General features: G+C 34.0%; 21 protein-coding genes. 7 read left to right on the top strand and 14 right to left on the bottom strand.

What is annotated here, in order from left to right; all coding sequences use genetic code 11:
- Window positions 1–6: 6 nt before the first annotated feature.
- Window positions 7–2,196 (bottom strand): polyribonucleotide nucleotidyltransferase, encoded by a 2,190-nt coding sequence (locus Z053_RS0110640; protein ID WP_025664999.1) that lies wholly within the window; start codon window positions 2,194–2,196, stop codon window positions 7–9.
- Between the two features lie 213 nt (window positions 2,197–2,409).
- On the bottom strand, window positions 2,410–2,679 hold the full coding sequence (rpsO, locus tag Z053_RS0110635; RefSeq protein WP_025664998.1) for a 30S ribosomal protein S15: 270 nt from the start codon (window positions 2,677–2,679) through the stop codon (window positions 2,410–2,412).
- Window positions 2,680–2,844: 165 nt separating this feature from the next.
- On the opposite strand from rpsO, the gene Z053_RS0110630 reads away from it, so the two are divergent.
- Window positions 2,845–3,672, top strand: coding sequence for a hypothetical protein (locus tag Z053_RS0110630; RefSeq protein ID WP_051476031.1), 828 nt, complete (start codon window positions 2,845–2,847; stop codon window positions 3,670–3,672).
- Between the two features lie 81 nt (window positions 3,673–3,753).
- Here Z053_RS0110630 and accD read toward each other — a convergent pair whose 3' ends face one another.
- The 3 genes from accD to tamL all read right to left on the bottom strand — a co-directional run bounded on the left by accD (window position 3,754) and on the right by tamL (window position 8,524).
- Window positions 3,754–4,611 carry an acetyl-CoA carboxylase, carboxyltransferase subunit beta gene (gene accD, locus Z053_RS0110625; protein ID WP_025664996.1) on the bottom strand — a complete coding sequence of 286 codons (858 nt, stop codon included), beginning with the start codon at window positions 4,609–4,611 and terminating at the stop codon, window positions 3,754–3,756.
- A gap of 67 nt (window positions 4,612–4,678) precedes the next feature.
- Entirely contained in the window at window positions 4,679–5,746 is a 1,068-nt protein-coding gene (gene fbaA / locus Z053_RS0110620) for a class II fructose-bisphosphate aldolase (RefSeq protein WP_025664995.1), read from the bottom strand.
- Window positions 5,747–5,929: 183 nt separating this feature from the next.
- On the bottom strand, window positions 5,930–8,524 hold the full coding sequence (tamL, locus tag Z053_RS0110615; protein WP_035095834.1) for a translocation and assembly module lipoprotein TamL: 2,595 nt from the start codon (window positions 8,522–8,524) through the stop codon (window positions 5,930–5,932).
- Between the two features lie 23 nt (window positions 8,525–8,547).
- Between tamL and Z053_RS0110610 the strand changes: the two genes are divergently transcribed.
- The gene (locus tag Z053_RS0110610; protein WP_025664993.1) at window positions 8,548–9,279 is read left to right on the top strand and encodes a TrmH family RNA methyltransferase; all 732 of its coding nucleotides are present in this window, start codon (window positions 8,548–8,550) and stop codon (window positions 9,277–9,279) included.
- A 10-nt stretch (window positions 9,280–9,289) separates the two neighbouring features.
- Here Z053_RS0110610 and porT read toward each other — a convergent pair whose 3' ends face one another.
- Both porT and ubiE read right to left on the bottom strand, forming a co-directional pair.
- Window positions 9,290–9,997 (bottom strand): type IX secretion/gliding motility protein PorT/SprT, encoded by a 708-nt coding sequence (porT, locus tag Z053_RS0110605; RefSeq protein ID WP_025664992.1) that lies wholly within the window; start codon window positions 9,995–9,997, stop codon window positions 9,290–9,292.
- 54 nt (window positions 9,998–10,051) lie between these two features.
- On the bottom strand, window positions 10,052–10,780 hold the full coding sequence (gene ubiE / locus Z053_RS0110600; RefSeq protein WP_025664991.1) for a bifunctional demethylmenaquinone methyltransferase/2-methoxy-6-polyprenyl-1,4-benzoquinol methylase UbiE: 729 nt from the start codon (window positions 10,778–10,780) through the stop codon (window positions 10,052–10,054).
- A gap of 311 nt (window positions 10,781–11,091) precedes the next feature.
- Here ubiE and trkA point away from each other — a divergent pair, with 311 nt between their 5' ends.
- Together trkA and Z053_RS0110590 are read left to right on the top strand one after the other, a co-directional pair.
- Window positions 11,092–12,441, top strand: a complete 1,350-nt coding sequence (trkA, locus tag Z053_RS0110595) for a Trk system potassium transporter TrkA (RefSeq protein WP_025664990.1) — start codon at window positions 11,092–11,094, stop codon at window positions 12,439–12,441.
- Between the two features lies 1 nt (window position 12,442).
- Window positions 12,443–13,939, top strand: coding sequence for a TrkH family potassium uptake protein (locus Z053_RS0110590; RefSeq protein WP_025664989.1), 1,497 nt, complete (start codon window positions 12,443–12,445; stop codon window positions 13,937–13,939).
- Between the two features lie 14 nt (window positions 13,940–13,953).
- Here Z053_RS0110590 and Z053_RS0110585 read toward each other — a convergent pair whose 3' ends face one another.
- The 3 genes from Z053_RS0110585 to Z053_RS0110575 form a co-directional block, all read right to left on the bottom strand.
- Complete coding sequence (locus Z053_RS0110585) at window positions 13,954–14,241, bottom strand: hypothetical protein (RefSeq protein ID WP_025664988.1); 288 nt, start codon at window positions 14,239–14,241, stop codon at window positions 13,954–13,956.
- 224 nt (window positions 14,242–14,465) lie between these two features.
- On the bottom strand, window positions 14,466–15,653 hold the full coding sequence (locus tag Z053_RS0110580; RefSeq protein ID WP_025664987.1) for a pyridoxal phosphate-dependent aminotransferase: 1,188 nt from the start codon (window positions 15,651–15,653) through the stop codon (window positions 14,466–14,468).
- Window positions 15,654–15,692: 39 nt separating this feature from the next.
- Complete coding sequence (locus Z053_RS0110575; protein WP_025664986.1) at window positions 15,693–16,793, bottom strand: fatty acid desaturase family protein; 1,101 nt, start codon at window positions 16,791–16,793, stop codon at window positions 15,693–15,695.
- A 137-nt stretch (window positions 16,794–16,930) separates the two neighbouring features.
- Between Z053_RS0110575 and rsmG the strand changes: the two genes are divergently transcribed.
- Window positions 16,931–17,560, top strand: a complete 630-nt coding sequence (rsmG, locus tag Z053_RS0110570; protein ID WP_025664985.1) for a 16S rRNA (guanine(527)-N(7))-methyltransferase RsmG — start codon at window positions 16,931–16,933, stop codon at window positions 17,558–17,560.
- 63 nt (window positions 17,561–17,623) lie between these two features.
- Here rsmG and Z053_RS0110565 read toward each other — a convergent pair whose 3' ends face one another.
- Window positions 17,624–18,688, bottom strand: coding sequence for an alkene reductase (locus Z053_RS0110565; RefSeq protein WP_025664984.1), 1,065 nt, complete (start codon window positions 18,686–18,688; stop codon window positions 17,624–17,626).
- Between the two features lie 137 nt (window positions 18,689–18,825).
- Between Z053_RS0110565 and Z053_RS0110560 the strand changes: the two genes are divergently transcribed.
- Window positions 18,826–19,191, top strand: a complete 366-nt coding sequence (locus Z053_RS0110560; RefSeq protein WP_025664983.1) for a winged helix-turn-helix transcriptional regulator — start codon at window positions 18,826–18,828, stop codon at window positions 19,189–19,191.
- A 154-nt stretch (window positions 19,192–19,345) separates the two neighbouring features.
- On the opposite strand, the gene Z053_RS0110555 is transcribed toward Z053_RS0110560, so the two are convergent.
- The 3 genes from Z053_RS0110555 to pruA all read right to left on the bottom strand — a co-directional run bounded on the left by Z053_RS0110555 (window position 19,346) and on the right by pruA (window position 22,716).
- Complete coding sequence (locus Z053_RS0110555) at window positions 19,346–19,813, bottom strand: GNAT family N-acetyltransferase (protein ID WP_035095826.1); 468 nt, start codon at window positions 19,811–19,813, stop codon at window positions 19,346–19,348.
- A 59-nt stretch (window positions 19,814–19,872) separates the two neighbouring features.
- On the bottom strand, window positions 19,873–20,982 hold the full coding sequence (locus Z053_RS0110550) for an FAD-dependent monooxygenase (protein ID WP_160170076.1): 1,110 nt from the start codon (window positions 20,980–20,982) through the stop codon (window positions 19,873–19,875).
- A gap of 105 nt (window positions 20,983–21,087) precedes the next feature.
- Window positions 21,088–22,716 (bottom strand): L-glutamate gamma-semialdehyde dehydrogenase, encoded by a 1,629-nt coding sequence (gene pruA / locus Z053_RS0110545; protein WP_025664980.1) that lies wholly within the window; start codon window positions 22,714–22,716, stop codon window positions 21,088–21,090.
- Between the two features lie 306 nt (window positions 22,717–23,022).
- On the opposite strand from pruA, the gene Z053_RS0110540 reads away from it, so the two are divergent.
- Window positions 23,023–23,739, top strand: a complete 717-nt coding sequence (locus tag Z053_RS0110540) for an NRDE family protein (protein WP_025664979.1) — start codon at window positions 23,023–23,025, stop codon at window positions 23,737–23,739.
- Window positions 23,740–23,761: the final 22 nt, after the last annotated feature.

Genomic DNA, 23,761 nt, shown 5'->3' with positions numbered 1-23,761 from the left:
AGAAAATTAATTTTCTTTTTTATCTCTATGAGGTTTTCGATTATTACCTTTTGATTTATCACCTTCGGGTCTTGGAGGTCTTGGTAATAATGCTTTTCTAGATACTTTTTCTTTACGAGTTCTAGAGTCAATTCCAAAATATTTTACATCAAAGATGTCACCCATGTTTACAACATCGCTAACATTCTCTGTGCGTTCCCATGCCAATTCTGAAACGTGAAGTAAAACTTCGTTACCAGGAGCTTCCATATATTCTACTACAGCACCAAAATCTAACATTTTGATTACTTTCACTTCATATACACTACCAACCACAGGTTTAAAAGTAATAGCATCGATTTTTGCTAATACAGCATCAATTCCTTCCTGGCTTGTACCAAGAATCTCTACATTTCCTTCTTCGGTAACAGGATCTTCGTTGATAACAATGGTAGTTCCTGTTTCCTTTTGTAATTCTTGAATTACCTTACCTCCAGGGCCAATTAAAGCACCAATATAATCCCCAGGAATTGTTCTGGTTACCATTTTTGGAGCATGAGCTTTTACATCTGCGTTTGGTGTTGCAATAGTATCTGTTAATTTTCCTAGAATATGTATACGGCCATCGGCTGCTTGCTTTAATGCATTTACCAAAATTTCATAAGAAAGACCTTTAACTTTAATATCCATTTGGCAAGCTGTTATACCATCGGCAGTACCGGTTACTTTAAAGTCCATATCTCCCAAGTGATCTTCATCACCTAAGATATCAGATAAAACTGCGTATTTTCCTGTTTCGCCATCAGAAATTAATCCCATTGCAATACCAGAAACTGGTTTCACCATTTGTACTCCGGCATCCATCAATGCCATAGTTCCAGAACATACAGTTGCCATAGAAGACGAACCATTAGATTCTAGTACTTCTGATACTACACGCACAGTATATGGGCAATCAGCAGGAATCATTCCTTTTAGGGCACGTTGTGCCAGATTCCCGTGACCAACTTCTCTACGAGAAGTTCCTCGTATAGGTCTTGCTTCACCGGTACAGAAAGGAGGGAAGTTATAGTGAAGGTAGAATGTTTCTTCTCCTTCATAAGATGGCATGTCAATTTGATTTGCCTCTCTAGAAGTTCCCAAAGTTACTGTTGCTAATGCCTGAGTTTCTCCTCGTGTAAATATAGAAGATCCGTGAGTTGATGGTAAATAATCTACCTCACACCAGATTGGTCTAATCTCATCAGTTTTACGGCCATCTAAACGTAATCCTTCGTTTAAAGTAAGATCACGAATTGCAGTTTTTTCTGCTTTAGCATAATATTTAGATACTAGATCCCCAAAATCTTCAAGTTCTTCTTCAGAAAATGTAGCTATTATTTCTTCTTTTATTTCAGAAAAAGCCAAACCACGTTCTTTTTTAGATGATCCTGCTTTTGCAACAGCATATACTCTGTCATATGCCATTTCATGAATTTTCTTAGCTAAATCTTCATCTTCTCTTTCTGGATCGTACTCTCTAACTTCTTTTTTTCCAAAGGCTTCTGCTAATTTAAGCTGAGCAGCACATTGTACTTTTATATGATCGTGAGCGAATTTGATAGCTTCTACCATTTCTTCTTCGCTAATTTCTTTCATTTCTCCCTCAACCATCATTACAGAATCTGCAGAAGCACCAATCATCATGTCGATATCTGATTCTTCTAACTGCGCTCTTGTTGGGTTGATAATAAACTCACCATTTACACGTCCTACACGTGCTTCTGAAATAGCACATTCAAAAGGGAAATCAGATAATTGTATCGCTGCAGATGCTGCTAATCCTGCCATTGCATCTGGCATTACATTCTCATCATGCGACATTAACTGAATCATCACTTGAGTTTCTGCGTGATAATCTTTTGGGAATAGTGGTCGTAATACACGATCTACCAATCTCATGGTTAGTACTTCGCCATCACTTGGTCTTGCTTCTCTTTTGAAGAAACCACCAGGATAACGACCAGATGCTGCAAATTTCTCTCTATAATCTACTGTTAATGGTAAGAAATCGACATCACTTTGTTTGTAATTTGAAACAACCGTACATAATAACATACACTTGCCAGATTGCACAACAACAGAACCATGAGCCTGTTTTGCTAATTTTCCGGTTTCGATAGAAATTTCTCTACCATCACCAAGGTCAATGACCTCTTTATAAACTTTTGGAATCATAATTTTTTTGATTCTAACATATCAGCGTATCGTATAGATAATCCTGATATGTTTAATTAAACATTGGTTTCCGTCTTACTCGGACGGACAAGGTTGTGTTGTTGTAGTAATTGCGCGACCAATGAAAAACTAAGGCATGCATTTGTACTCTAGTGAAGTACAAATGTTTTTTAATTATTTAATATAAAAAAAGAGGCACGCAGCCTCTTTTTATTACTTTCTTAATCCTAATTCTTTTACAATTGCACGGTATCTCATGATATCCTTTTTAATAAGATAGTCTAACAGATCTCTACGTTTTCCTACCAACTTTACCAAAGAACGCTCTGTATTATAATCTTTACGATTCTTTTTTAAGTGCTCAGTAAGATGAGTAATTCTGTGAGTAAACAATGCAATTTGACCTTCTGCAGAACCACTGTCGTTCTTTCCTTTACCGTGCTTTGCGAAGATTTCTTCTTTAACTTCTTTTGTTAAATACATTCCAATATTATTTAAATGATTTTTATGTATCAATAGCTCTTTGCTATTAGCGTGCAAATATAATATTTTTTGAATTAGAAACGCATTTTATATGAAAAAACATAATGCAATTAAACGTTTTACATAATATATAGTCTTAGTATGGTAACGTTAAAATTAAATATTATGAAAAGTAACTTATCTAAATTTAGTTTAATCACATTATTTTTTTTGATTTTAGTAGGATGTAATAAAGATGATGCTGAAGATCAATTAGTAACATCTTTTTCCACCGAAGAAACCGAACTTAATGCCAAGGTAGACAATTCAACCGAGGTAATAAGTGATACATTTTTACAAGTGTATGAGTATGAGGAAAGTGCTGCGAAAAGCCCAATTCATCCTTTTATACCAGACTGTGCAACTATAACTATTAAAGTTACAGATACTTCTAAAGAGGTAACTGTAGATTTTGGTTCTGAAGGGTGCGAAGTTAGAGGAGGACGTATCGTAAAAGGAAAAGTTAATATGTCATATGTGGTAGATACAGAAGCAATGACAAAAATTATTAACTATACGCTCGAGGACTTTTTTATTGATGATATGCAATTTGTTGGATCTAAAACAGTAACCAGGCAAAAAGCCAACGATAATGGTAATCCTCAATATACAATGAATCTTGATTTAACGATTACTTTTGCCGATGGCACGCAGGCAACCAGGACAGGATCAAAGGTTCGCGAATGGATTGAAGGCTCTTTTAATGGTAATTGGGGAGATAATGTGTTCTTAATTACAGGTGCCTGGGAAACTAATTTCAAAAATGGAAACACCCACAGTACTACAATTACAACACCTTTACGACGAGAAGCTAGTTGTAGGTTTTTGGTGAGTGGCGTTGTTGAGTTAGTACGAACGCATTATAGTGGTTCATTAGATTATGGTAACGGAGCGTGCGATAATTTAGCTGTATTTACCAATGATAATGGAGAAGAACGTGAGATTCGACTATGATCTGTAAGTTTTTGATGTGATTATATAAAAAGGCCCGACTTTAAGTCGAGCCTTTTTGTATATAACTAGATGTATTATATCTTAATTTGCCAAAGGACGATTTAGAATTAAACTTAGATATAAGTTTATTTTTTGTTTTAGTTCATGTCTTGGAGTTATAAAATCCAGAAAGCCATGTTCTTTTAAGAATTCGGCAGTTTGAAAACCTTCGGGTAATTCTTTTCCTGTGGTATCTCTTACAATACGTGGTCCGGCAAATCCAATTAATGCTCCTGGCTCTGCAATATTTATATCACCTAACATAGCAAAAGAAGCTGTTGTACCTCCTGTTGTAGGATCTGTACATAATGATATATAAGGTATTCCTGCATCTGCTAATTGAGCTAACTTGGCAGATGTTTTTGCCAATTGCATTAGTGATAATGCAGCTTCCATCATACGAGCACCTCCTGATTTGGAAATAATCATAAATGGAATTTTGTGTTTTAGCGAATAATCAGCAGCTCTTGCGATTTTTTCACCTACTACACTACCCATAGAACCTCCAATAAATGCAAAATCCATACATGCAATAACTAAATCATTGCCATAGGATTTTCCTACAGCTGTTCTTACTGCATCTTTTAAATTTGTTTTTTCTTGTGCGTCTTTAAGACGGTCAACATATTTCTTTTTGTCTTCGAATTTAAGAGGGTCTTTTGAGGTAACACCTTTATCAAGCTCTTTAAATTTATTATCATCAAATAGGATTTCAAAATATTCTTTACTACCTATTCTTACATGGTATCCATCTTCTGGACTTACATAGAAGTTTTTTTCGAGTTGTTCTGCATCTACAATTTTTCCCGTTGGAGATTTGTACCAAAGTCCTTTAGGGACATCCTTTTTGTCTTCGGTAGCAGTTTGTATACCTTTTTGTGTTCTCTTAAACCAAGCCATATAGTTTTATTATAATTAAAAAAAGCTGAAACTCATTTAAAGAGTTTCAGCTTAAGTTTTCAGTCTTCTATAATGTATTTACATTATTTAAATCCTCGAATGCCTTTTTAAGACGGTTCTTAAAGGTAATTTCTCCTTCTCGTAACCATTTTCTAGGATCGTAATACTTTTTATTAGGTTCTTCTGACCCATCAGGATTACCTATTTGTGTCTTCAGATATTCAATATTATTGGTCATATAATCACGAATACCTTCATTAAATGCAAATTGCAGATCAGTGTCAATATTCATTTTAATAACTCCGTATCCAATTGCTTCTCTTATTTCTTCAACAGTAGAGCCACTTCCTCCATGAAATACAAAATCGATGTGGTTATGCTCGACTTTATATTTTTCTGAAATAAACTCTTGAGAGTTTTTAAGTATTTTAGGTGTTAATTTTACATTACCTGGTTTGTATACACCATGCACATTACCAAAGGCTGCCGCTACAGTAAATTTATCACTTACTTTGCTTAACTCTTCATATGCATAGGCAACTTCTTCTGGTTGTGTATATAGCTTAGAATCATCTACATCACTATTATCTACACCATCTTCTTCGCCGCCAGTGATTCCTAGTTCGATTTCTAAGGTCATACCCATTTTGCTCATACGAGCCAAATATGCTGCACAGATTTCGATGTTTTCTTCGATTGGTTCTTCAGATAAATCGATCATATGTGAGCTGTACAATGGTTTTCCGGTTTCTCTGTAAAATTCTTCTCCGGCATCTAATAAGCCATCGATCCAGGGAAGTAGTTTTTTTGCACAGTGGTCAGTATGCAAAATTACGGGTACTCCATAGGCTTCAGCCATTAAATGTACATGTTTGGCACCTGCAACTGCTCCTGCTATTGCAGCCTTTTGATCTTCATTAGAAAGGCCTTTTCCAGCATTAAACTGCGCCCCCCCATTAGAGAATTGAATAATTACAGGAGAATTTAACTCTGCAGCAGTTTCTAAAACGGCATTAATCGAATTAGAACCGATTACATTAACTGCAGGTAATGCAAAAGCTTTCTCTTTTGCATATTTAAAAATTGCCTGGACTTCGTCTCCTGTAGCAACTCCTGGTTTGATGTTGTGACTCATAATTTAGTTTTGGTTTATAAGGCTACAAAAATAGTAAAATTATACGGAAACCGATAGGATTAAAATAATCATTAAAACGGGTAGAGTTGTGGTTGTTTTAATTATTATGATTGTTGGTTTTTTACGAAAATGAAATATGCGAGTGTTTTATGTTCTAATTAAACTATCTAAGATACAGATGAACTAAAAAGGATAATTAATCCCAAAATTATAAACAGCTTCAGAGAAGTTATATCCTTTAAACCATCGTTTATCCTGGTCTCTGGCTGGATTAAAAGTCTTAAATCCTATATCAAGTCTTAAAACGAAAAAATTAAAGTCATATCGAAACCCGAAACCACTTCCTACGGTCATTTCCCGTATATCATCTAATTTTGAAAACGTAGCATCTTCTTCTTCTACATTATCCAGAACATTCCAAATGTTTCCGGCATCAATAAATAATGCTCCATGTAATGATCCCAAAATTTTGTATCGGTATTCTGCATTTAGCGCAATTTTCATATTAGCTTCATTAAACTCATCTCTTCCGCCGGTACTTCCTGGCCCCAGATCATATACCAACCATGCTCTATTGTCATTGGGTCCGCCACCAAAGAAACTTCGCGCAAAAGGAACACTGTTAGAATTGCCATAAGGAAGAGCAATTCCTCCAAAAGCTCTAAAGGCAACTACATTTTTTCTTCCTAAATCCCAATGTTTTATATAATCTAATTCTGTTTTTGCATATTGAGAAAATTCTACACCAAATACTTCAAAACGTTTATTAGAATTTTCTTTTAATCCCGATATGTTCGAAATAGCACTTAATACATTACCAGCTAATTCTACTTTAGCTCTAAATCTCGAGTAACTTTCATCATAAAGATTTTCTCTATTGTTCTTTGTGTATGTGTAACTCGAAGCAAATATTAAGTTATCTTCGGTTAATCTTACCTTTCTTTCATTTATATTTCGAATCTCCTGTAATTGATCCGGTGTTAGATCGGGATCAGGTGTAGCGCTTAAGGATTGTGCTATAAAACCATTTGCTCCACTAGGTATTTGTAATACAGCATTATCTATATTTGGAGTGCCTGTATCTGGTTGAGAAAAGAATGGTGAATCTACATCAAGAACTCTTGTAGCAATATTATTTAACCTATTAAATGAAGTGCTATAAATGTTAAAATAATTACTGGTATTTAAGTTTCTAACGTATTGTATATTTACAAGATCAAATTGATTGGTTAGGATATTGCTGGGTTTCCATCGATAATTAAATACTCCTGTAGCATTTTGTTTGTCAAGACCGATATTTTGCTGAACATTCATTCCGAAAATAAGATTAGTGGTCGGTGACATATGTTTTGGAATAATTTTATTGGTCCTAAGTGGGAAAAGTATTTTTGGAAATGATAATTTTACATCTGCTCCTACTTCTGATATGTTAAAGAATTTTTGACCACCATCTACTGCATCGCTAGAAGAACCAATACTTCCTCGAGCCGAGATTTCTAAAATTTCGGCACCTCCAAAAACATTTCGTATTAAAAGAGATCCCCCGAAACCAATACCAAAAGCCTGAATATTTGAAGTCGATACATCAAAATCGATATTTGTACTGTATTTTTTTCTTGGAGTTAATAGAATACTAGCAATAAGATTTTCTCCAGATGGATCGTTGGGATCAATCTCATAATTTATGTTAGGGTATTTAAATGTTCTTAAGTTATTAATTTGGTTATAAGTATTTGTGCGGTCTTTATCTCTAAAGATCTCACCAGGAGTGATAAGAACAGAATTTGTAATTGCCTTACGGGTGTATTTTATTTTGTCATACCCATAGATGTTATATCCTTTATAAAAAGTGCTATCCTTGGGTTTTTGATTTCGATTTTGATATGAATAATCGGTAAAAATATTCACTTTACTTATTTTATGAACCTTAAAGGGAATTCTGGCAGTAGAATCTCCATAGGTAATAGAACGATTCTTTATGAGTAAATTTAGGTTTACCTTGTGACCTGTATTAATTGTATCGGCATCAAATTTTATAAATTCTTTTTCAAAGTGATAGAGTCCAGAATTTCGGTATAATGATGTTAGTCTTTCTCGTTCTGCTTCTATATCCAGAGTTTTGTATTGTTTTCCTGAAACAATTGTAGATTTTTCAGTATTAAGTTTGTAAATAGAATCCGCAACCTTGGACTCTATTCTAGTTTTAAGTGAATCAATAAAATAGGGTTGGTGCGGTTTTACATAATAATCTACCGTTGCGGTTTTGTTATCTTCTGTATTAATTTTATAATCTGCTTCAATATTAAACCAGCCGTTATTCCAATAGTAAGCTTGTAATCTTTTTATAGAGCGTTTTACTTTTGATTCATCAATAATTGAAGGAGGCTCTCCCGTACTTTTAAGCCATTCATTAATACGAGATAATCCTACACCTAATCTATCTACTTGCTTTTTTGAAAGAAACTTGGTGATTCGTTTTTCTCGTTTAGGTTTTCTTGTTAACCAATCTTGATATAAAGAATCTTGATTTACACTGGCTAGATTATATATGTGAAGCCTAATAGGAATTCCTAATAGTTTAATATTGGGTTTTTGATATAGTTGATTGTACAATTTTGGGTCCTTAGTTTTAGCACTATCAACATAAATTTGATTTTTTTTCAAAAGATATTCACTCTCAGGAACTCTCTTTACCGCATTACACGAAAATAAAAAGATGCTAGTTAAGGTAATTAATAATATTTTTGTCAGAAAGTGTTTCAACCTGTATTCATTCATTGATTCAAAAATACACTATTTGTATGGTTAGCAAAAACCAAAAGAAATTAATAAAGAGTTTATATCAAAAAAAATACCGAAAACAACATGGATTGTTTGTTGCAGAAGGTAAAAAAGTGATTAAGGAGTTACTTGCAGCTAATCTTAGGCTTCATTCTCTCTTTACATTAGAGGCGGGAATCTTTGATGTTTCTACGACCTTAGAGTATGGTATTACAGAGGAGGAGTTAAAACAGATTAGTTTTTTAACTACCCCGCAAGTTGCATTGGCAGTATTTCATATCCCTGAAGTGAAAACAACAAACTCAAGCGGTTTGATTTTGGCATTAGATGATATTAGAGACCCTGGTAATTTGGGAACGATAATTCGTCTTTGTGATTGGTTTGGAATACAGGATTTGGTGTGTTCTTTACAAACGGTAGATTGTTATAATCCCAAGGTGGTACAAGCTACAATGGGATCTATTACAAGGGTAAATATTAGTTATGTGAACTTAAAGGATTTTTTAACTTTAGAAACACCAAATTCCAGAGTTTTTGGCACTTTTATGAATGGAAACTCTATTTATACAGAGAAATTACCTAAAGATGCTATTGTTATAATGGGTAATGAAGCAAATGGAATTTCTGAAGATATCCAGAGTCTTATTAAAGATAGGATAACGATTCCGCAATTTGGATCAGATCAAAAGACAGAAAGTCTTAATGTTGCTACCGCAACAGCTATTGTACTTAGTGAATTTAGAAGATCTTAGCTAAGTAAAATTATTGAAACGTGAAATTTATAAAAATCCCTCTTGTCGACATTTTGTCAATAGTCGAAGTATAGGGACTATTAGGATCATTATCTTTTACCAATTCATCGGACATAGCAAAAACTCCTCTTATAGAAGGAGTAAATTTGAAATACTGTAAATATAAATCTATACCAAAACCAATTTCATAATAATTAGTATTGGTTTTCATTCTAAATTGTCCTACACTATTATCATCGGGATTATCTTCGTTACTAGATAAGTTTATAGAGGTAGAAACGCCTCCAACAATAAAAGGTTTAATATTATTGATTCTTTTGGTCGATATTTTTAACAATAAGGGCACATGAACATATGTTGATTTAACCTCTCGTACAGATTCAAGATCAGAAGTGAATTGAGGATTCGAAAATCTTAGATTTCGAGTGTTAAAAGTAACCATAGGTTCTAATCTAAGATCAAAATAATCATTTAACCTCAGATTCCCTAAAAGACCTACACTAAAACCTATAGATTCGTCATGTATAATATCGGTTTCTGGTGCATCAGTTGTATAATCAAAATTAAAATCATAAAGGTTAAATCCAAGAATATAGCCATAACTGAATCTTGGCTTATCGAAGTTTTGAAGGTTTTGTACCTTTTCTTTAGAAAATAACTGTGCACTCATGTTTTGAGTACATATTAAAACAACTATTAAGATAAATATTCTTTTCATCTAAATTAAAATTAACCTTTTAATGGTTTAACCCTCTCATTTATTATGGCACTATTATTTTGTAGCTGTGTAAATTGTAGCCACGCCAAAAGTTTGTGGGTTATCTTTGACTTCTATAAACCCGATTTTTTTCAAAATATTGTTGAAGGCTTCTCCATAAGGAAAAGCGGCAGCACTTTCGCTTAGATAAGAATAAGCAGATTTATCCTTTGAGAATAACCTGCCGACAAGCGGTAGTATTGTTGTCGAATAAAACTTGTATCCTTGTTTATATGGGGTTTTCGTAGGAATAGAAGTTTCCAAAACTACAAAAATCCCTCCGGGTTTAAGAACTCTAAATACCTCTGAAAGTCCTTTTTCTAAATTTTCAAAATTTCGTACCCCAAAAGCTACGGTTATCGCATCAAAATAATTTTCATCATAAGGAAGGTTTTCACTATCTCCTTGTACCATATTAATAATGGTGTCTAATTTTTTTATTGCAATCTTTTGCCTTCCAACTTCTAACATTCCTGTAGAAATATCAAGGCCAATGATTTCTGATGCCCCTGTTTTTGATAGATTTATAGCCAGATCACCAGTTCCTGTAGCAACATCCAAAATTCTTTTAGGACTTGTTCTGCTAACAAGTTTCACTACTTTTTTGCGCCATTTTACATCAATGCCAAAAGAGATAACACGATTTAACCCGTCATAATTCTCTGAAATAGTATCAAACATCTCTGCAACCTGTTCTTTTTTAGACCGGGTCTTATCTTTATATGGAGTTATTTTTTCTGACATTAAAAAAAATTTAGGCAAATATACATTTTTGATATTGAACTAATCCTGAGTTTTGTTGTTTAAGCAAAAAAATGTGATTTTGTTCTATAATAAAGGTTTTTGTAAGCTGTGATTTTTGATTACAGAATGATAAAAAATACGATCAGAAGTATCAGAATTGAAGTTGGAGATCATCAAATTTTACCAGTTAGTCAATTTACATTATCTTTGTACGCTTTTATATTCTAAGACATTACTTCTTGTTATTTTGAAGTGTAGTATTTAGTCTTAGTTTGATTTTATCTTTAGATGGAAAACAATAAACAAAACCAATGAAAATCATAATCGCCGGAGCTGGTGAGGTAGGATTTCATTTGGCGAAATTACTCTCGTTTGAATCCCAGGACATTACTCTTATAGATACAGATAAGGAATGCCTCAATTATGCAGATACTCACCTTGATATTAGAGTTATTAAAGGAGATTCTACTTCAATAGCTATTTTAAAAGAAGCAAGAGTAGATAATGTAGATATGGTAATTAGTGTTACCTCTAGCGAAACGACCAATATTACAATATGTGTATTGGCAAAACAGCTTGGAGCTAAACGTACAATTGCCAGGATTTCGAATACAGAGTTTATAGAAAATAAAGAAGAAGTAGGATTTATTAAATTTGGTATTGATGAGCTTATTTCTCCAGAGGCCTTGGCAGCTAGTGAAATAGAATTATTGCTTAGTCAATCGGCATTTCACGGGAGTTACGAATTCGAGAATGGTGCACTAACGATGGTAGGAACTACCTTATCTAAAGAAGCATTATTTGTTGGTAAAACGGTGAGACAGGCAGCAGAGGTGTTTCCAGAATTACACTTTATGCCTATCGCAATTCAACGCTCCGGAACTCAATATACTTTAATTCCTAGAGGAGATACTACTTTTAAAGAAGGAGATCAAGTGTATTTTGTAACTTCTAAAGGTGGAGTAGAAGAGTTGTATAAGTTAACCGGAAAAGTTAAAGAACAAATCAAGAATGTAATGATTCTGGGAGGGAGTAAGATTGGTTATAAGACTTCTCGTGACCTTTGTGATCATAAATTTAGAGTAAAACTTATTGAGAAAGATAGAGAGAAATCTTTTGATCTTGCCGATGAACTACCTAATGCTTTAATTATTAATGGTGATGGGCGAAATGTAGAACTACTACAAGAAGAAGGAATAGATGGGATGGATGCCTTTATAGCGGTGACAGGAAATTCTGAGACTAATATAATGTCTTGCCTGGTAGCTAAGTCTAAGGGAGTGAGAAAAACTATTGCATTAGTAGAAAATATGGATTATTTTCAGCTGTCTCATTCTATAGGTATAGATACCTTAATCAATAAGAAACTTCTGGCTGCAAACAATATTTTTAGATTTATTAGAAAAGGTGAGGTTGTAGCAATGACCAAACTTAATAATATGAATGCCGAGCTGTTAGAGTTTATTGTTAAATCTTCTTCAGAAGTAAGTGATAATTTAATCAAAGATTTAGATTTTCCACGTTCTGCTATAATTGCTGGAGTTATTAGAGATGAAGAAGGGATGATCCCGCTAGGAGATTTTTATATTCAGGCCGGAGACCGGGTAGTGGTATGTTGTTTGCCAAAATCTATTAAGAAAATAGAAAAGCTTTTCCTTTAAGATGTACAGATTAAACTATAAGATTATCTCACATATCATGGGGCTGTTGTTACTCTGTAATGGCGGGTTTATGCTAATCGCCACTGGTATTAGTTTTATCTATAAAGATGGAGTTACTTTAGAGATCATGATGGCATCTTTAGCGACGATGTTTATTGGGATTATCTTAATGTTTTTAACGAGAGAGCATCAAAAAGAAATCAATAAACGAGAAGGGTATATTGTTGTAACCTTTGGATGGATATTTATGTCTCTTAGCGGAACCTTACCTTACTTATTCTCGGGAGCAATACCATCTTTTACGAATGCTTTTTTTGAAACCATGTCGGGGTATACAACTACAGGTGCATCTATTCTTAATGAAATAGAGATTATCCCTAAAGGAGTTTTGTTTTGGCGCAGTTTAACGCATTGGATTGGAGGCATGGGAATTATTGTATTGGCCATTGCTATTTTACCATTGTTAGGAATAGGAGGGATGCAACTGTTTGCTGCAGAGGCACCTGGGCCAAGTGCAGATAAATTACACCCTAGAATTACAGATACTGCAAAACGATTATGGTTGATCTATTTTGGATATACCGTTGCAGAAACTATTCTTTTAAAACTGGCAGGAATGAATTTCTTTGATGCAATAAACCATGCATTAAGTACATTGTCTACAGGAGGGTTTTCTACTAAAAATGCAAGTGTTGCCTACTGGAACGATCAACCGCTGATACAATATATTATCATACTGTTTATGTTTTTGGCTGGGATGAATTTTGTGCTTAGCTATTTTGGATTTAAGGGTAAAGTTCAGAAAATTATAAAAGATGAAGAATTTAAATTTTATGCCCTTTCTGTTATTATATTTACAGCAATAGCTACTCTTGTAATATATAGTAAAGCAGATATGTCTATTTCCTCTATTGATCATCCAATGGTGTGGGGAGAAGCAGAAAGTGCTTTTCGTCATGCGTTATTTCAAGTACTTGCAGTAATTACTACTACAGGTTTTGTAAGTGCAGATTTTACAATGTGGACATCGTTTTTAACAGTTTTTTTCTTTGGAATCATGTTTCTGGGTGGTTCTGCCGGATCTACCTCGGGAGGTATAAAAGTAGTACGACATTTAATAACTATTCGAAATGGGATTTTAGAATTTAAAAGAACGCTGCATCCCAGAGCAATATTACCCGTAAGATATAATAGAAGATCTGTCTCTAAGGAAATCGTATTTAATATACTTGCATTTTTTATATTATATATGCTTTCCTTTATTATTGGTTCTGTGGTGTTAGGTGCATTAGGATTAGATTTTGAAACCGCGATTGGTGGAGCAGCTTCTTCTCTAGGTAATGTAGGTCCTGCTTTTGGTAAACTTAGCCCAGTAAATAACTTCGATGTACTACCAGCCTTTGGAAAATGGTGGTGCTCCTTCCTTATGCTAATAGGAAGGTTAGAACTCTTTACAGTACTTATACTTCTTACTCCGTTTTTTTGGCGAAATAGATAATAAAATAACTTGGCTTATTGCATTTGCCACTCCCAGGTCGCAGAAGAATTTGGTACTATTGGCCATAATTCGGCAACTTTTTTGATAGTGTCTTTTACAGTTCCTTTTATGCTTTTTAGTTCTCTATCTTCAATTAGAAAAATATCTAATATTGATTCATAAAATCTAATGTAGTTAGTGCTAAACTCTTTTTCGGGTTTGATGTTTAAGATTTCATCATCTGTGTGAGAGACGTCAAAGTTTTCTTTAAAAATTTCAAGGACATTTTTTTTGACGATACGTTCCTTTTCTAGAGTATCCATAACAATTGGTTTTAAGTTGGTTCTTTTTGAATACTTGTTTTTTGTAAAACAAATATTCGGGATATGGCAAAAGTATAACTCTAATTTCGTTTATTTAGTATAGAAGACAGTTTTAAAAATTGTAAAAAAAGGTTAAAATTTACTTAACGTTTGCTAAAAAAATATGCCAATACCTTATTTTATAGGCATTGGCATATTTATAAAAAGTTAAAACCGTTACATTATTAGCTCACGGCTTCTTTAATTCTTTTGGTCGCTTCTTTGATTTCTTCTGTACTGGCAGCATATGATATTCTAATACAATTGCTATTTCCAAAAGCAATACCTGTTACTGTGGCAACATTAGCTTCTTCTAATAAAAACATTGAAAAATCTGTAGCATTTTCGATGGTGTGTCCTTGTAATGTTTTACCAAAGTAATAAGAGATGTCAGGAAAAACATAAAATGCTCCTTCTGGTTCATTACATTCGAACCCAGGAATCTCGGATAATAGCCCTAGTATTAGTTTTCTTCGTTCCTTAAACTCATCAACCATATATTGAATTTTGCTAACCGGAGCCTCAAGAGCAGTAATTACAGCTCGTTGGGCAATACAATTAGCTCCACTAGTTACCTGACCCTGCATTTTATTACATGCGCGAGCGATAGAAGTGGGTGCTCCAATATATCCTATTCGCCATCCTGTCATAGCAAAAGCTTTAGCAACCCCATTAACAGTTACCGTTCTGTTGTACATATCCTCAAATTGTGCCATAGAAGCATGACTACCAACATAATTAATATGCTCATATATTTCATCACTTACTACTATAATATTAGGGTATTTCTGTAGAACGTCTGCCAAAGCTCTTAGTTCTTCTTTACTATAAATAGATCCACTTGGGTTACAGGGAGAGCTATACCATAGCATTTTGGTTTTTGGCGTAATCGCTTTTTCGAGCTGTTCGGCGGTCATTTTAAAATCCGTATCAATAGAAGTTTTTACTTCTACAGGAACTCCCCCAGAAAGTTTTACAATATCACTATAACTTACCCAGTAAGGACATGGTAGAATTACTTCATCCCCAGGGTTAATGTATACTTGAGCAACATTATAAAGAGATTGTTTTGCTCCAGTAGAAACAACTATTTGAGAGTGGTCATAAGTAAGACCATTATCACGTTTAAATTTAGTGATAATTGCATCTTTTAACGCTACATATCCATCAACCGGTGTGTAGGAGTTGTAGTTGTCATTTACAGCTTGTATAGCAGCTTCTTTAATAAAATCTGGAGTGTTAAAATCTGGTTCTCCAAGACTAAGACCAATAATATCCTTCCCTTCGGCTCTTAGTTCACGCGCTTTTGCAGCCATTGCTAATGTAGCTGATGCTTTAAGCGCATTGATTTTGTCTGATAATTGTATGCTCATTTCTGATACTTGTGTGCTCATTTATCTGGTAAATAAAAATTATGATTGTATGGCAGGCTTCATCCCCATTTCTTTAAGGTGTTTAAAATGGGCAATAATAGCTTTGCGTGTGGTTTTGTACTCGTTATATGGTAAATTAAATTCTAAAGCTGTTTGTTTTACAATTTTAGAGATTTTAGTATAATGAATATGACTTATATGAGGGAAAATATGATGTTCTACCTGATGATTTAAGCCACCAGTAAACCAATTTACTAATCTGTTTTTTGTAGAAAAATTAACTGTAGTAAATAATTGATGTACGGCCCAGGTGTTTTTCATAGTTCCTGTACTATCCGGTACTGGCATTTGTGCTTCTTCTACCATATGTGCTAATTGAAATACTACACTTAATATTAATCCTGCAACATAATGCATTATAAAAAATCCTATTAAGATTTTCCACCATGCGATAGACATAATGATCATAGGAATTACAATCCAGATCAAAAGATAAATAATTTTAGTTATTACTACAGTACTCCATTGTTTTAATGGGCTAGGCAATTTACCATAAGAAAGCTTACGAGCAAGATAGTTTTTAGTTTGCTTAAAATCTGTGGTCAACGCCCAGTTAAAAGTTAGTAAACCATAAAGGAATATAGAATAATAATGTTGAAACTTATGAAAACGTCTCCATTTTGAATGTTTTGTAAAACGAATTACTCGACCAGCATCCATGTCTTCATCATGACCATGAATATTTGTATACGTATGGTGTAAAACATTATGTTGTACCTGCCAGTTGTATACATTACCCGCCAGAATATACATACTACCACCCATTAGCTTATTGATCCATTTTTTTGAGGAATATGAACCATGATTACCGTCATGCATGACATTCATGCCCACGCCAGCCATTCCTACTCCCATTACTATAGTAAGTAGTAGCATCCACCATTGTGAAATATCAAGGGTGAGAATTAAAAAATAAGGAGTCAGAAAAATAGAAAACATAACGATAGTTTTAATATGCAATCGCCAGTTTCCTGTTCGTTTAATATTGTTGTCTTTAAAATATTGATTTACACGTTTATTCAATGTTTTAAAGAATTTAGCAGAATCTTCTCTGCTAAAGCGTATGTTTGGTGCAGTCATGAGCTTGAGGTTTATGATCAAACGATATTTGTCATAATTATATTGGGTAAAGTTAGGTATTTAAATTTTTTTAAGTTCCTAAAAAGAAGTAAAATATCTCATCTTAAGGTGTATTTTTGTGCTTTAATTACTATTTGATGGATATTCTACAAAAATACTTTCAGAACATAACTGAAGAACAAAGATTACAGTTCTCGAGACTTGGAGATTTATATACAGAATGGAATGCTAAAATTAATGTGATCTCTCGTAAAGATATCGAATCTTTGTATGAGCGTCATATTTTACATTCTTTAGGAATCGCAAAGATTCTAGAGTTTAAACCGGGGACACATGTATTGGATGTGGGTACTGGCGGCGGTTTTCCTGGGATTCCGTTAGCGATTTTATTTCCCGAAACTCAGTTTTATTTGGTGGATGTTATTGCCAAAAAGATCAGAGTGGTCAATGAAGTGGCAAAAGCATTAGATTTACATAATATTAAAGCAGAACAACGAAGAGCTGGTACTTTTGATAGTCGTTTTGATTTTATAGTAAGTCGCGCAGTAACTAATATGCCTGATTTTGTAAAGTGGGTACGAAAAAATATTGCCAAAAAAAACAATCACGAATTACAAAACGGGATTTTATACCTTAAAGGAGGTGATCTTACTGAGGAACTAGCTTTATTTCCTAAAGCAATACAACACAATCTTTCTGATTATTTTGAAGAAGAATTTTTTGAAACAAAAAAAGTAGTGTATTTACCGCTGAAATATAAAACATAAAGAAAAAGGAGTTTTGATTCGTTTAAAACTCCTTTTTTGACAATTGTTTTAACTATTTATATGTTAATAATCTGTATACCCTACTTCACCAGGAGTATAGAAAGTATCCATGATAGGTTGGGTTAATGCAATGTTGTTTTTTAATTTTTCAATAAGATTTGGATTTGATATGTACGGCCTTCCTATATAAGCTAGATCACTTCCTTTATCCAGTACAGTTTCAGCCTCTTCTGCGGTATTTATATTTCCTCCTGTGATAATTGTTCCTTTAAAAATATTCTTAATTGTTGTAACAATATCTGTCGGAAAATCTGGTGCTCCCATACCACGATGGTCTACAATGTGAATATATGCTATATTAAGTTTTGATAACTCTGCGGTTAAGTAACTATACATTTCTACTAAATCATCATATGTACCTTGCATATCGTTAAAAACACCATAAGGAGAGATTCGTATACCTATTTTATTTGCGCCAATAGCATCAATGGTTCTTTGTGTTAATTCTAATAAGAAACGAGTTCTGTTTTTATAAGAACCTCCGTACTCGTCGTTACGAATATTAGATGCTGGATTTAAAAATTGATCAAGTAAGTAACCATTTGCACTATGAAGCTCTATTCCGTCTACCCCTGCTGATACTAAATCGGTTGCTGCTTGTATGTATTCGTTTTGAGTTTTTTGTATTTGTTCTATAGTCATAGCTTCAGGAATGGCATAAGGGCTAATTCCTGATAAGTCGGTGTGAATTTCTCCACTTAGCTGTATGCTTGATGGGGCTATAGCTTTTTCGCCTTCTGGTAAATTTGGAGTCGCAGAAGCTCTTCCGCAATGCATTAATTGTACAAAAATTTTACTGTCTTTGTTATGTACTTTTGAAGCAATATTTTTCCATCCTTCAATTTGAGCATCGGTAAAAGCTCCAGGAATTCTTGCGTACCCTAATCCATTAGGAGATGGCGAAGTTCCTTCAGTTATAATTAAGCCAGCATCAGAACGTTGTTCATAATACAATGCCATAATATCATTTGGGATGTTTTTGATTGCTCTATTGCGAGTCATAGGAGCCATGACAATACGGTTTTTTAAAGTAATTGAACCTAAGGAATATGGTTGAAAAATTTTCATTTTGTATGTTTTTTGTATTAAAAGTTTATAAAAGTAATTATTAATAGTTTCTAAAAGAAACATTTGTATTTTTGTATTCTAAAAAAATGGTAACCTCGATGTAACTAATGGGGTTGTTTAACCAAAAATTAAGAATTATGAGTAGAAAATTAATTCATAATCCAAATCATTGTCCAATGATTCATGCAACGAATATTATAGGAAATAAATGGGCGCCTATTATTATTTATGTTTTAGAAGAACGTAAGTTAAGATTTGGGCAATTAGCGGTTTTTGTAGAAGGAATTAGCAGAAAAGTGTTAACAGAACAACTTAAAGAATTAGAACAAAAAGAGGTTGTGAAGCGCGAATCATTTGCAGAAGTCCCGCCCAGAGTCGAATATTCTTTAACAGAATGGGGAAAAGAGTTATTACCTATATTAAGTCAATTGTGTACTTGGGGCTCTGGTATTAGTACTGGTAGAGAAGATGAAAAAAATGTTGCAGTACAAAAGAAGGTTTAACTTAGGAATGCTCTTTTGTAAACTAAAATCGTATAGATTCATTTTTTTTGAAGAAAAGGTAATATGGTACAAAGACAGACATCTCAATCAGGGAGATGTCTAAAACAATACCATATTATAAAGTATAATGTATTTGCCTTTTATAATATATGCCTTAATTTGTATCCTTTAGATTAACCCTCATCTCAATAAGATGCTTTTTAAAACCAACTTTTTCATAAGCTCGTATGGCTCTTGGGTTTTGATCATAAACCGTAAGGCGTATTTCTTCAAGATTTTTACTTGCAAACCAATCGCATAGATATTTTATGATTTTCTGGCTAACACCTTTTCCTCTATGTTGGTCTTTTACATACATAAAACCGATATAGCCCAATTGCTTTTGTTTGAAGAAGTTTTTTCGGTCACGTATTTGGCCATAGCCGCTACCAACAATTTCTCCTTCAATCTCGGCAACAACAACCTCTGTGTGATCAGATAAGATATAATCCTTAACACTATAATAGCTTATTTTTTTATTCTGTATTAATGTAGGATCCATTGGGCGTTCTGCTTCAATGATTTTTTGTTCAAAATCCAAAAGAATAGGTAGATCTTCTATTATAGCTGTTCTTATAATCATACTAGGTTGCGATATGTTGTTTTTTTGTTTTGAGCAAAAGATACATGTATTATTTAAATCTACCAATTCGGAGTTTTGGCAAGAGGTCCATAATCTTCAGTCCAGTTTTTTTCTCCTACTTTTTTTAATCCTAATTTGGCAATCCAATAAGGTAATTTTGAAAGCTTTTCGCGCTTTTGATTGCGGGCTCTGGTCCAGTCGATACGATTATTTCTGTTTTTAGAAAATGTAGCGGCCATGGTGCTCCAATCTTCATTTTTTAATAAGCCAGATAATACAATAGCATCTTCAAGAGCTAAAGCACCACCTTGTGCCATAAAAGGAGGCATCCCGTGGGCTGCATCTCCTATAAGAACAACTCTGCCACTACCCATAACCGGTAGTTTAGGAAGCTCTTCCAGATCATTCCAGTAGGCATTGTCAGGGTTCCATTCGTTAAGAATTTCAGGAACCGGAGAGGCAAATTTTTTAAAAGGCTCCATGTATTGCTTTTTATCAAATGTTTTAAAACCTTTTGTTTTTCTATTTACGTAACAATATGCCGAATTCTCATCGATAGGGATGATGAGAAATTGCCCTACAGCATTTATAAATAAAGTCCAGGAATTGATATCTTTTGGCTTTTTAATGATAAAACGACATACTTGTGCAGTTACTTTTCTTAATGGGATATCTCCCAAAACTAGATTTCGGGTTTTAGAGTATAGTCCATCTGCACCGATAACCAGGTCATACTCTTCTTTAGAGCCATTTGATAGTTCTATTACGACAGAATTCGGGTTTGTTTTTAAACTCTTAATAGTAGTGTTAAAAGAGATATCAATAGTATTTAATCCATCAATAAGAATATCATGAAGTACTTTTCTTTTTATGCCCAGACATGGCTTTTCTCTTCCCCATATTTTTTCGAGATCCAAATCGAGTATTGCCTCTGCTTTGGCGTTCTTTATATTGCGATAATCTATAATAAACCCTTTCTCTCTTGCAGTAGCTGCAAGTCCTATTTTGTCTAAAGCAACAACTCCGTTAGAAGGTAAATATAATCCGGTTCCGGATATTTGCCATTCTGGCTGTTTTTCAATTATCTTGATGTAATATCCTTGATTTTGAAGTATTCTTGCGGTTGCTAGACCAGCAATACCTCCTCCAGCAATTACTATTTTTTTCATATTAAGTTGGTGTGTGATTTTGAGTAAATTTAGAGGTTTTAAGTGGTATGCCCAAACAAAAAAAAGTGCCATTTGGCACTTTTTTATATCTATAATTTATTGAGATTATTCTCCTAAAAATGGGTATCTATAATCTGCTGGAGAAACAAATGTTTCCTTGATCATACGAGGTGATACCCAACGTAATAAGTTGAGGTACGAACCTGCTTTATCATTTGTTCCCGAAGCTCTGGCTCCACCAAAAGGTTGTTGCCCAACAACTGCTCCTGTACATTTGTCATTGATATAGAAGTTACCAGCACAGTTTTCTAATGCTTTAGTTGCTTCTGCAGCCGCATAGCGATCTGTAGAGAAAATTGCTCCAGTTAAAGCATACTCACTGGTTCCGTCAACCAATTTTAGAGTTTCATTCCATTGGTTGTCATCATATACATAAATAGTAATTACAGGACCAAATAATTCTGTACACATTGTAGTGTATTTTGGATCTTGTGCAACAATTACTGTTGGTTCTATAAAATATCCTTTGGATTTATCATAATTACCACCAGCTATAATTTCTACATCAGCATCGGTCTTGGCTTGATCGATATACTTAGCCAGTTTGTCAAATGACCCTTCGTGTATCACCGCAGTAATGAAGTTACTCATGTCTTCTGGCGATCCCATTTTAAAAGAATTAACATCTTCTATTATGTATTTCTTTACATCAGGCCATAAACTTTTTGGGATATAAGCTCTGGATGCAGCACTACATTTTTGTCCTTGAAACTCAAATGCTCCACGAGAAATACCGGTTGCAACTTGTTTTGCATTTGCACTAGGGTGAGCCATAATAAAATCCTTACCACCAGTTTCTCCTACAATTCTTGGGTAGGTTTTATAATTATGAATATTAGTTCCGATTTTTGCCCAGATATCTTTAAATACGTGAGTACTTCCTGTAAAATGTATTCCTGCAAAATCAGGACTGGCTAATACAGTATCTGTAATCATTACAGGATCTCCATATACTACATTGATCACACCATCTGGTACACCAGCTTCTTTAAAAATATCTACAATAACTTTTGCAGAATAGATCTGACTATCACTTGGTTTCCATACTACAGTATTTCCCATTAGTGCGGCACTGGCAGGAAGATTTCCTGAAATCGCAGTGAAGTTAAAAGGAGTAATTGCATATACAAATCCTTCTAATGGTCTGTACTCTAATCTGTTCCAGGCTGCAGATGTAGAATCTGGTTGATCTTCATATATCTGAGTCATATATTCTACGTTAAAACGTAAGAAATCTATAAACTCACATGCAGCATCAATTTCTGCCTGAAATATATTTTTAGACTGCGCAAGCATAGTAGCTGCGTTAATCTTTGCACGGTATGGTCCTGCGATAAGTTCTGCAGCTCTTAAAAATACAGCAGCACGTTGTTCCCATGCTAAGTCAGCCCATTGCTTTCTGGCTGCAAGTGCCGTGTCAATTGCTTTTTGTACATGTTGTTTTTCTGCCTTATGATACGTTCCCAGATTATGCTGATGATCGTGTGGAGGCGACATAGTAGCAGTGTCACCTGTTCTTATTTCTTCACCATTAATATATAAAGGTACGTCTACGGTAGTATTATACATTGCTGAATACGCTGCCAGAACTTCTTCTCTTTCCGGTGTTCCGGGAGCATATGACTTTACAGGTTCGTTTATTGCAGTAGGAACTTGAAAAAAACCTTTTCCCATGATGTAATGTGTTAATTTAAATTAGTAAGATGTATTTATCTAATGAATTTGTTATTCAAGATAGCAAAGATAGAAAATTATATAGGCTAAAATCTATTTTAACCTTTTATACCAAAAAAATCTGTAAAATGCTCGAATTCATATTTTCTTCTTCATGTTTTTGGGGTTGTGTTCATCTTTTGTATTGCAGGCTATTTTAGAATAATCATAGGATGTTATAAAGAGTTGTTTCTTCATTTGGCATCTAAAGATATAGAGTATGTATTTTTTTTGTAAGTTGTGAGATATTTAGCCGACCCAAAATTTATGTGTACAGTTACTTTAGTCCCAACTCAAGAAAATAATTTTATACTAACCTCTAATCGTGATGAGGCGGTAAATCGAAAAACATTGTTTCCTGAATTTTATCAGGTAAATAAAACCAGGATGCTGTTTCCCAAAGATGCCGTTGCTGGTGGCACCTGGATAGGTGTTAGCGATAAAAATACTATGATTTGCTTGCTTAATGGCGGGTTCGAAATCCATGAAAGATCGTCGTCATACAGACAGAGTAGAGGAGTTGTTGTGAGAGATTTATTGGGAGCCGATGATTTAGAGAAGGCAATTCATGCATATAATTATAAAGGGATAGAGCCTTTTACAATTGTAGCTGCAAATTGGCAATCTGATCTTTTGCTTTTTGAACTGGTTTGGGATGGACAACAAAAACATCTTAGGAGATTAGAAAAGAAAACCCATATATGGTCGTCTTCTACTTTGTATACTAAAGATATGAAAGCAACACGTAAAAAGTGGTTTGCTTCTCATGAAAACCAGAATGTGCTATCTCCGAGAACACTTTTAGATTTTCATAAAAATGCAGGAGTAGGAGATAAGGATGTTGATCTGCAAATAGATAGGGGGTTCTTGAAAACCAGAAGTATTACTCAAGTTGTAAAGAATGAAGAAGAACTTTCTATGCGATATGAGAATCTGCAAAATAAAGAAATAAGCACTGTTGTTTTTGAAGCTATAACAGCTTAAGAAAACTATCTAAATTTATGCA

This window comes from Aquimarina megaterium XH134 (assembly GCF_000520975.1).
In the GTDB taxonomy this organism is placed as follows: Bacteria; Bacteroidota; Bacteroidia; order Flavobacteriales; family Flavobacteriaceae; genus Aquimarina; species Aquimarina megaterium.
Note: the sequence above shows the minus strand (reverse complement) of the source record. Positions and strands in the feature narration are given on the sequence as shown.

Coding starts and splice junctions, on each gene's coding strand:
- Z053_RS0110640 (WP_025664999.1), bottom strand. CDS start 2,196: ATGATTCCAAAAGTTTATAAAGAGGTCATTGACCTTGGTGATGGTAGA.
- rpsO (WP_025664998.1), bottom strand. CDS start 2,679: ATGTATTTAACAAAAGAAGTTAAAGAAGAAATCTTCGCAAAGCACGGT.
- Z053_RS0110630 (WP_051476031.1), top strand. CDS start 2,845: ATGAAAAGTAACTTATCTAAATTTAGTTTAATCACATTATTTTTTTTG.
- accD (WP_025664996.1), bottom strand. CDS start 4,611: ATGGCTTGGTTTAAGAGAACACAAAAAGGTATACAAACTGCTACCGAA.
- fbaA (WP_025664995.1), bottom strand. CDS start 5,746: ATGAGTCACAACATCAAACCAGGAGTTGCTACAGGAGACGAAGTCCAG.
- tamL (WP_035095834.1), bottom strand. CDS start 8,524: ATGAATGAATACAGGTTGAAACACTTTCTGACAAAAATATTATTAATT.
- Z053_RS0110610 (WP_025664993.1), top strand. CDS start 8,548: ATGGTTAGCAAAAACCAAAAGAAATTAATAAAGAGTTTATATCAAAAA.
- porT (WP_025664992.1), bottom strand. CDS start 9,997: ATGAAAAGAATATTTATCTTAATAGTTGTTTTAATATGTACTCAAAAC.
- ubiE (WP_025664991.1), bottom strand. CDS start 10,780: ATGTCAGAAAAAATAACTCCATATAAAGATAAGACCCGGTCTAAAAAA.
- trkA (WP_025664990.1), top strand. CDS start 11,092: ATGAAAATCATAATCGCCGGAGCTGGTGAGGTAGGATTTCATTTGGCG.
- Z053_RS0110590 (WP_025664989.1), top strand. CDS start 12,443: ATGTACAGATTAAACTATAAGATTATCTCACATATCATGGGGCTGTTG.
- Z053_RS0110585 (WP_025664988.1), bottom strand. CDS start 14,241: ATGGATACTCTAGAAAAGGAACGTATCGTCAAAAAAAATGTCCTTGAA.
- Z053_RS0110580 (WP_025664987.1), bottom strand. CDS start 15,653: ATGAGCATACAATTATCAGACAAAATCAATGCGCTTAAAGCATCAGCT.
- Z053_RS0110575 (WP_025664986.1), bottom strand. CDS start 16,793: ATGACTGCACCAAACATACGCTTTAGCAGAGAAGATTCTGCTAAATTC.
- rsmG (WP_025664985.1), top strand. CDS start 16,931: ATGGATATTCTACAAAAATACTTTCAGAACATAACTGAAGAACAAAGA.
- Z053_RS0110565 (WP_025664984.1), bottom strand. CDS start 18,688: ATGAAAATTTTTCAACCATATTCCTTAGGTTCAATTACTTTAAAAAAC.
- Z053_RS0110560 (WP_025664983.1), top strand. CDS start 18,826: ATGAGTAGAAAATTAATTCATAATCCAAATCATTGTCCAATGATTCAT.
- Z053_RS0110555 (WP_035095826.1), bottom strand. CDS start 19,813: ATGATTATAAGAACAGCTATAATAGAAGATCTACCTATTCTTTTGGAT.
- Z053_RS0110550 (WP_160170076.1), bottom strand. CDS start 20,982: ATGAAAAAAATAGTAATTGCTGGAGGAGGTATTGCTGGTCTAGCAACC.
- pruA (WP_025664980.1), bottom strand. CDS start 22,716: ATGGGAAAAGGTTTTTTTCAAGTTCCTACTGCAATAAACGAACCTGTA.
- Z053_RS0110540 (WP_025664979.1), top strand. CDS start 23,023: ATGTGTACAGTTACTTTAGTCCCAACTCAAGAAAATAATTTTATACTA.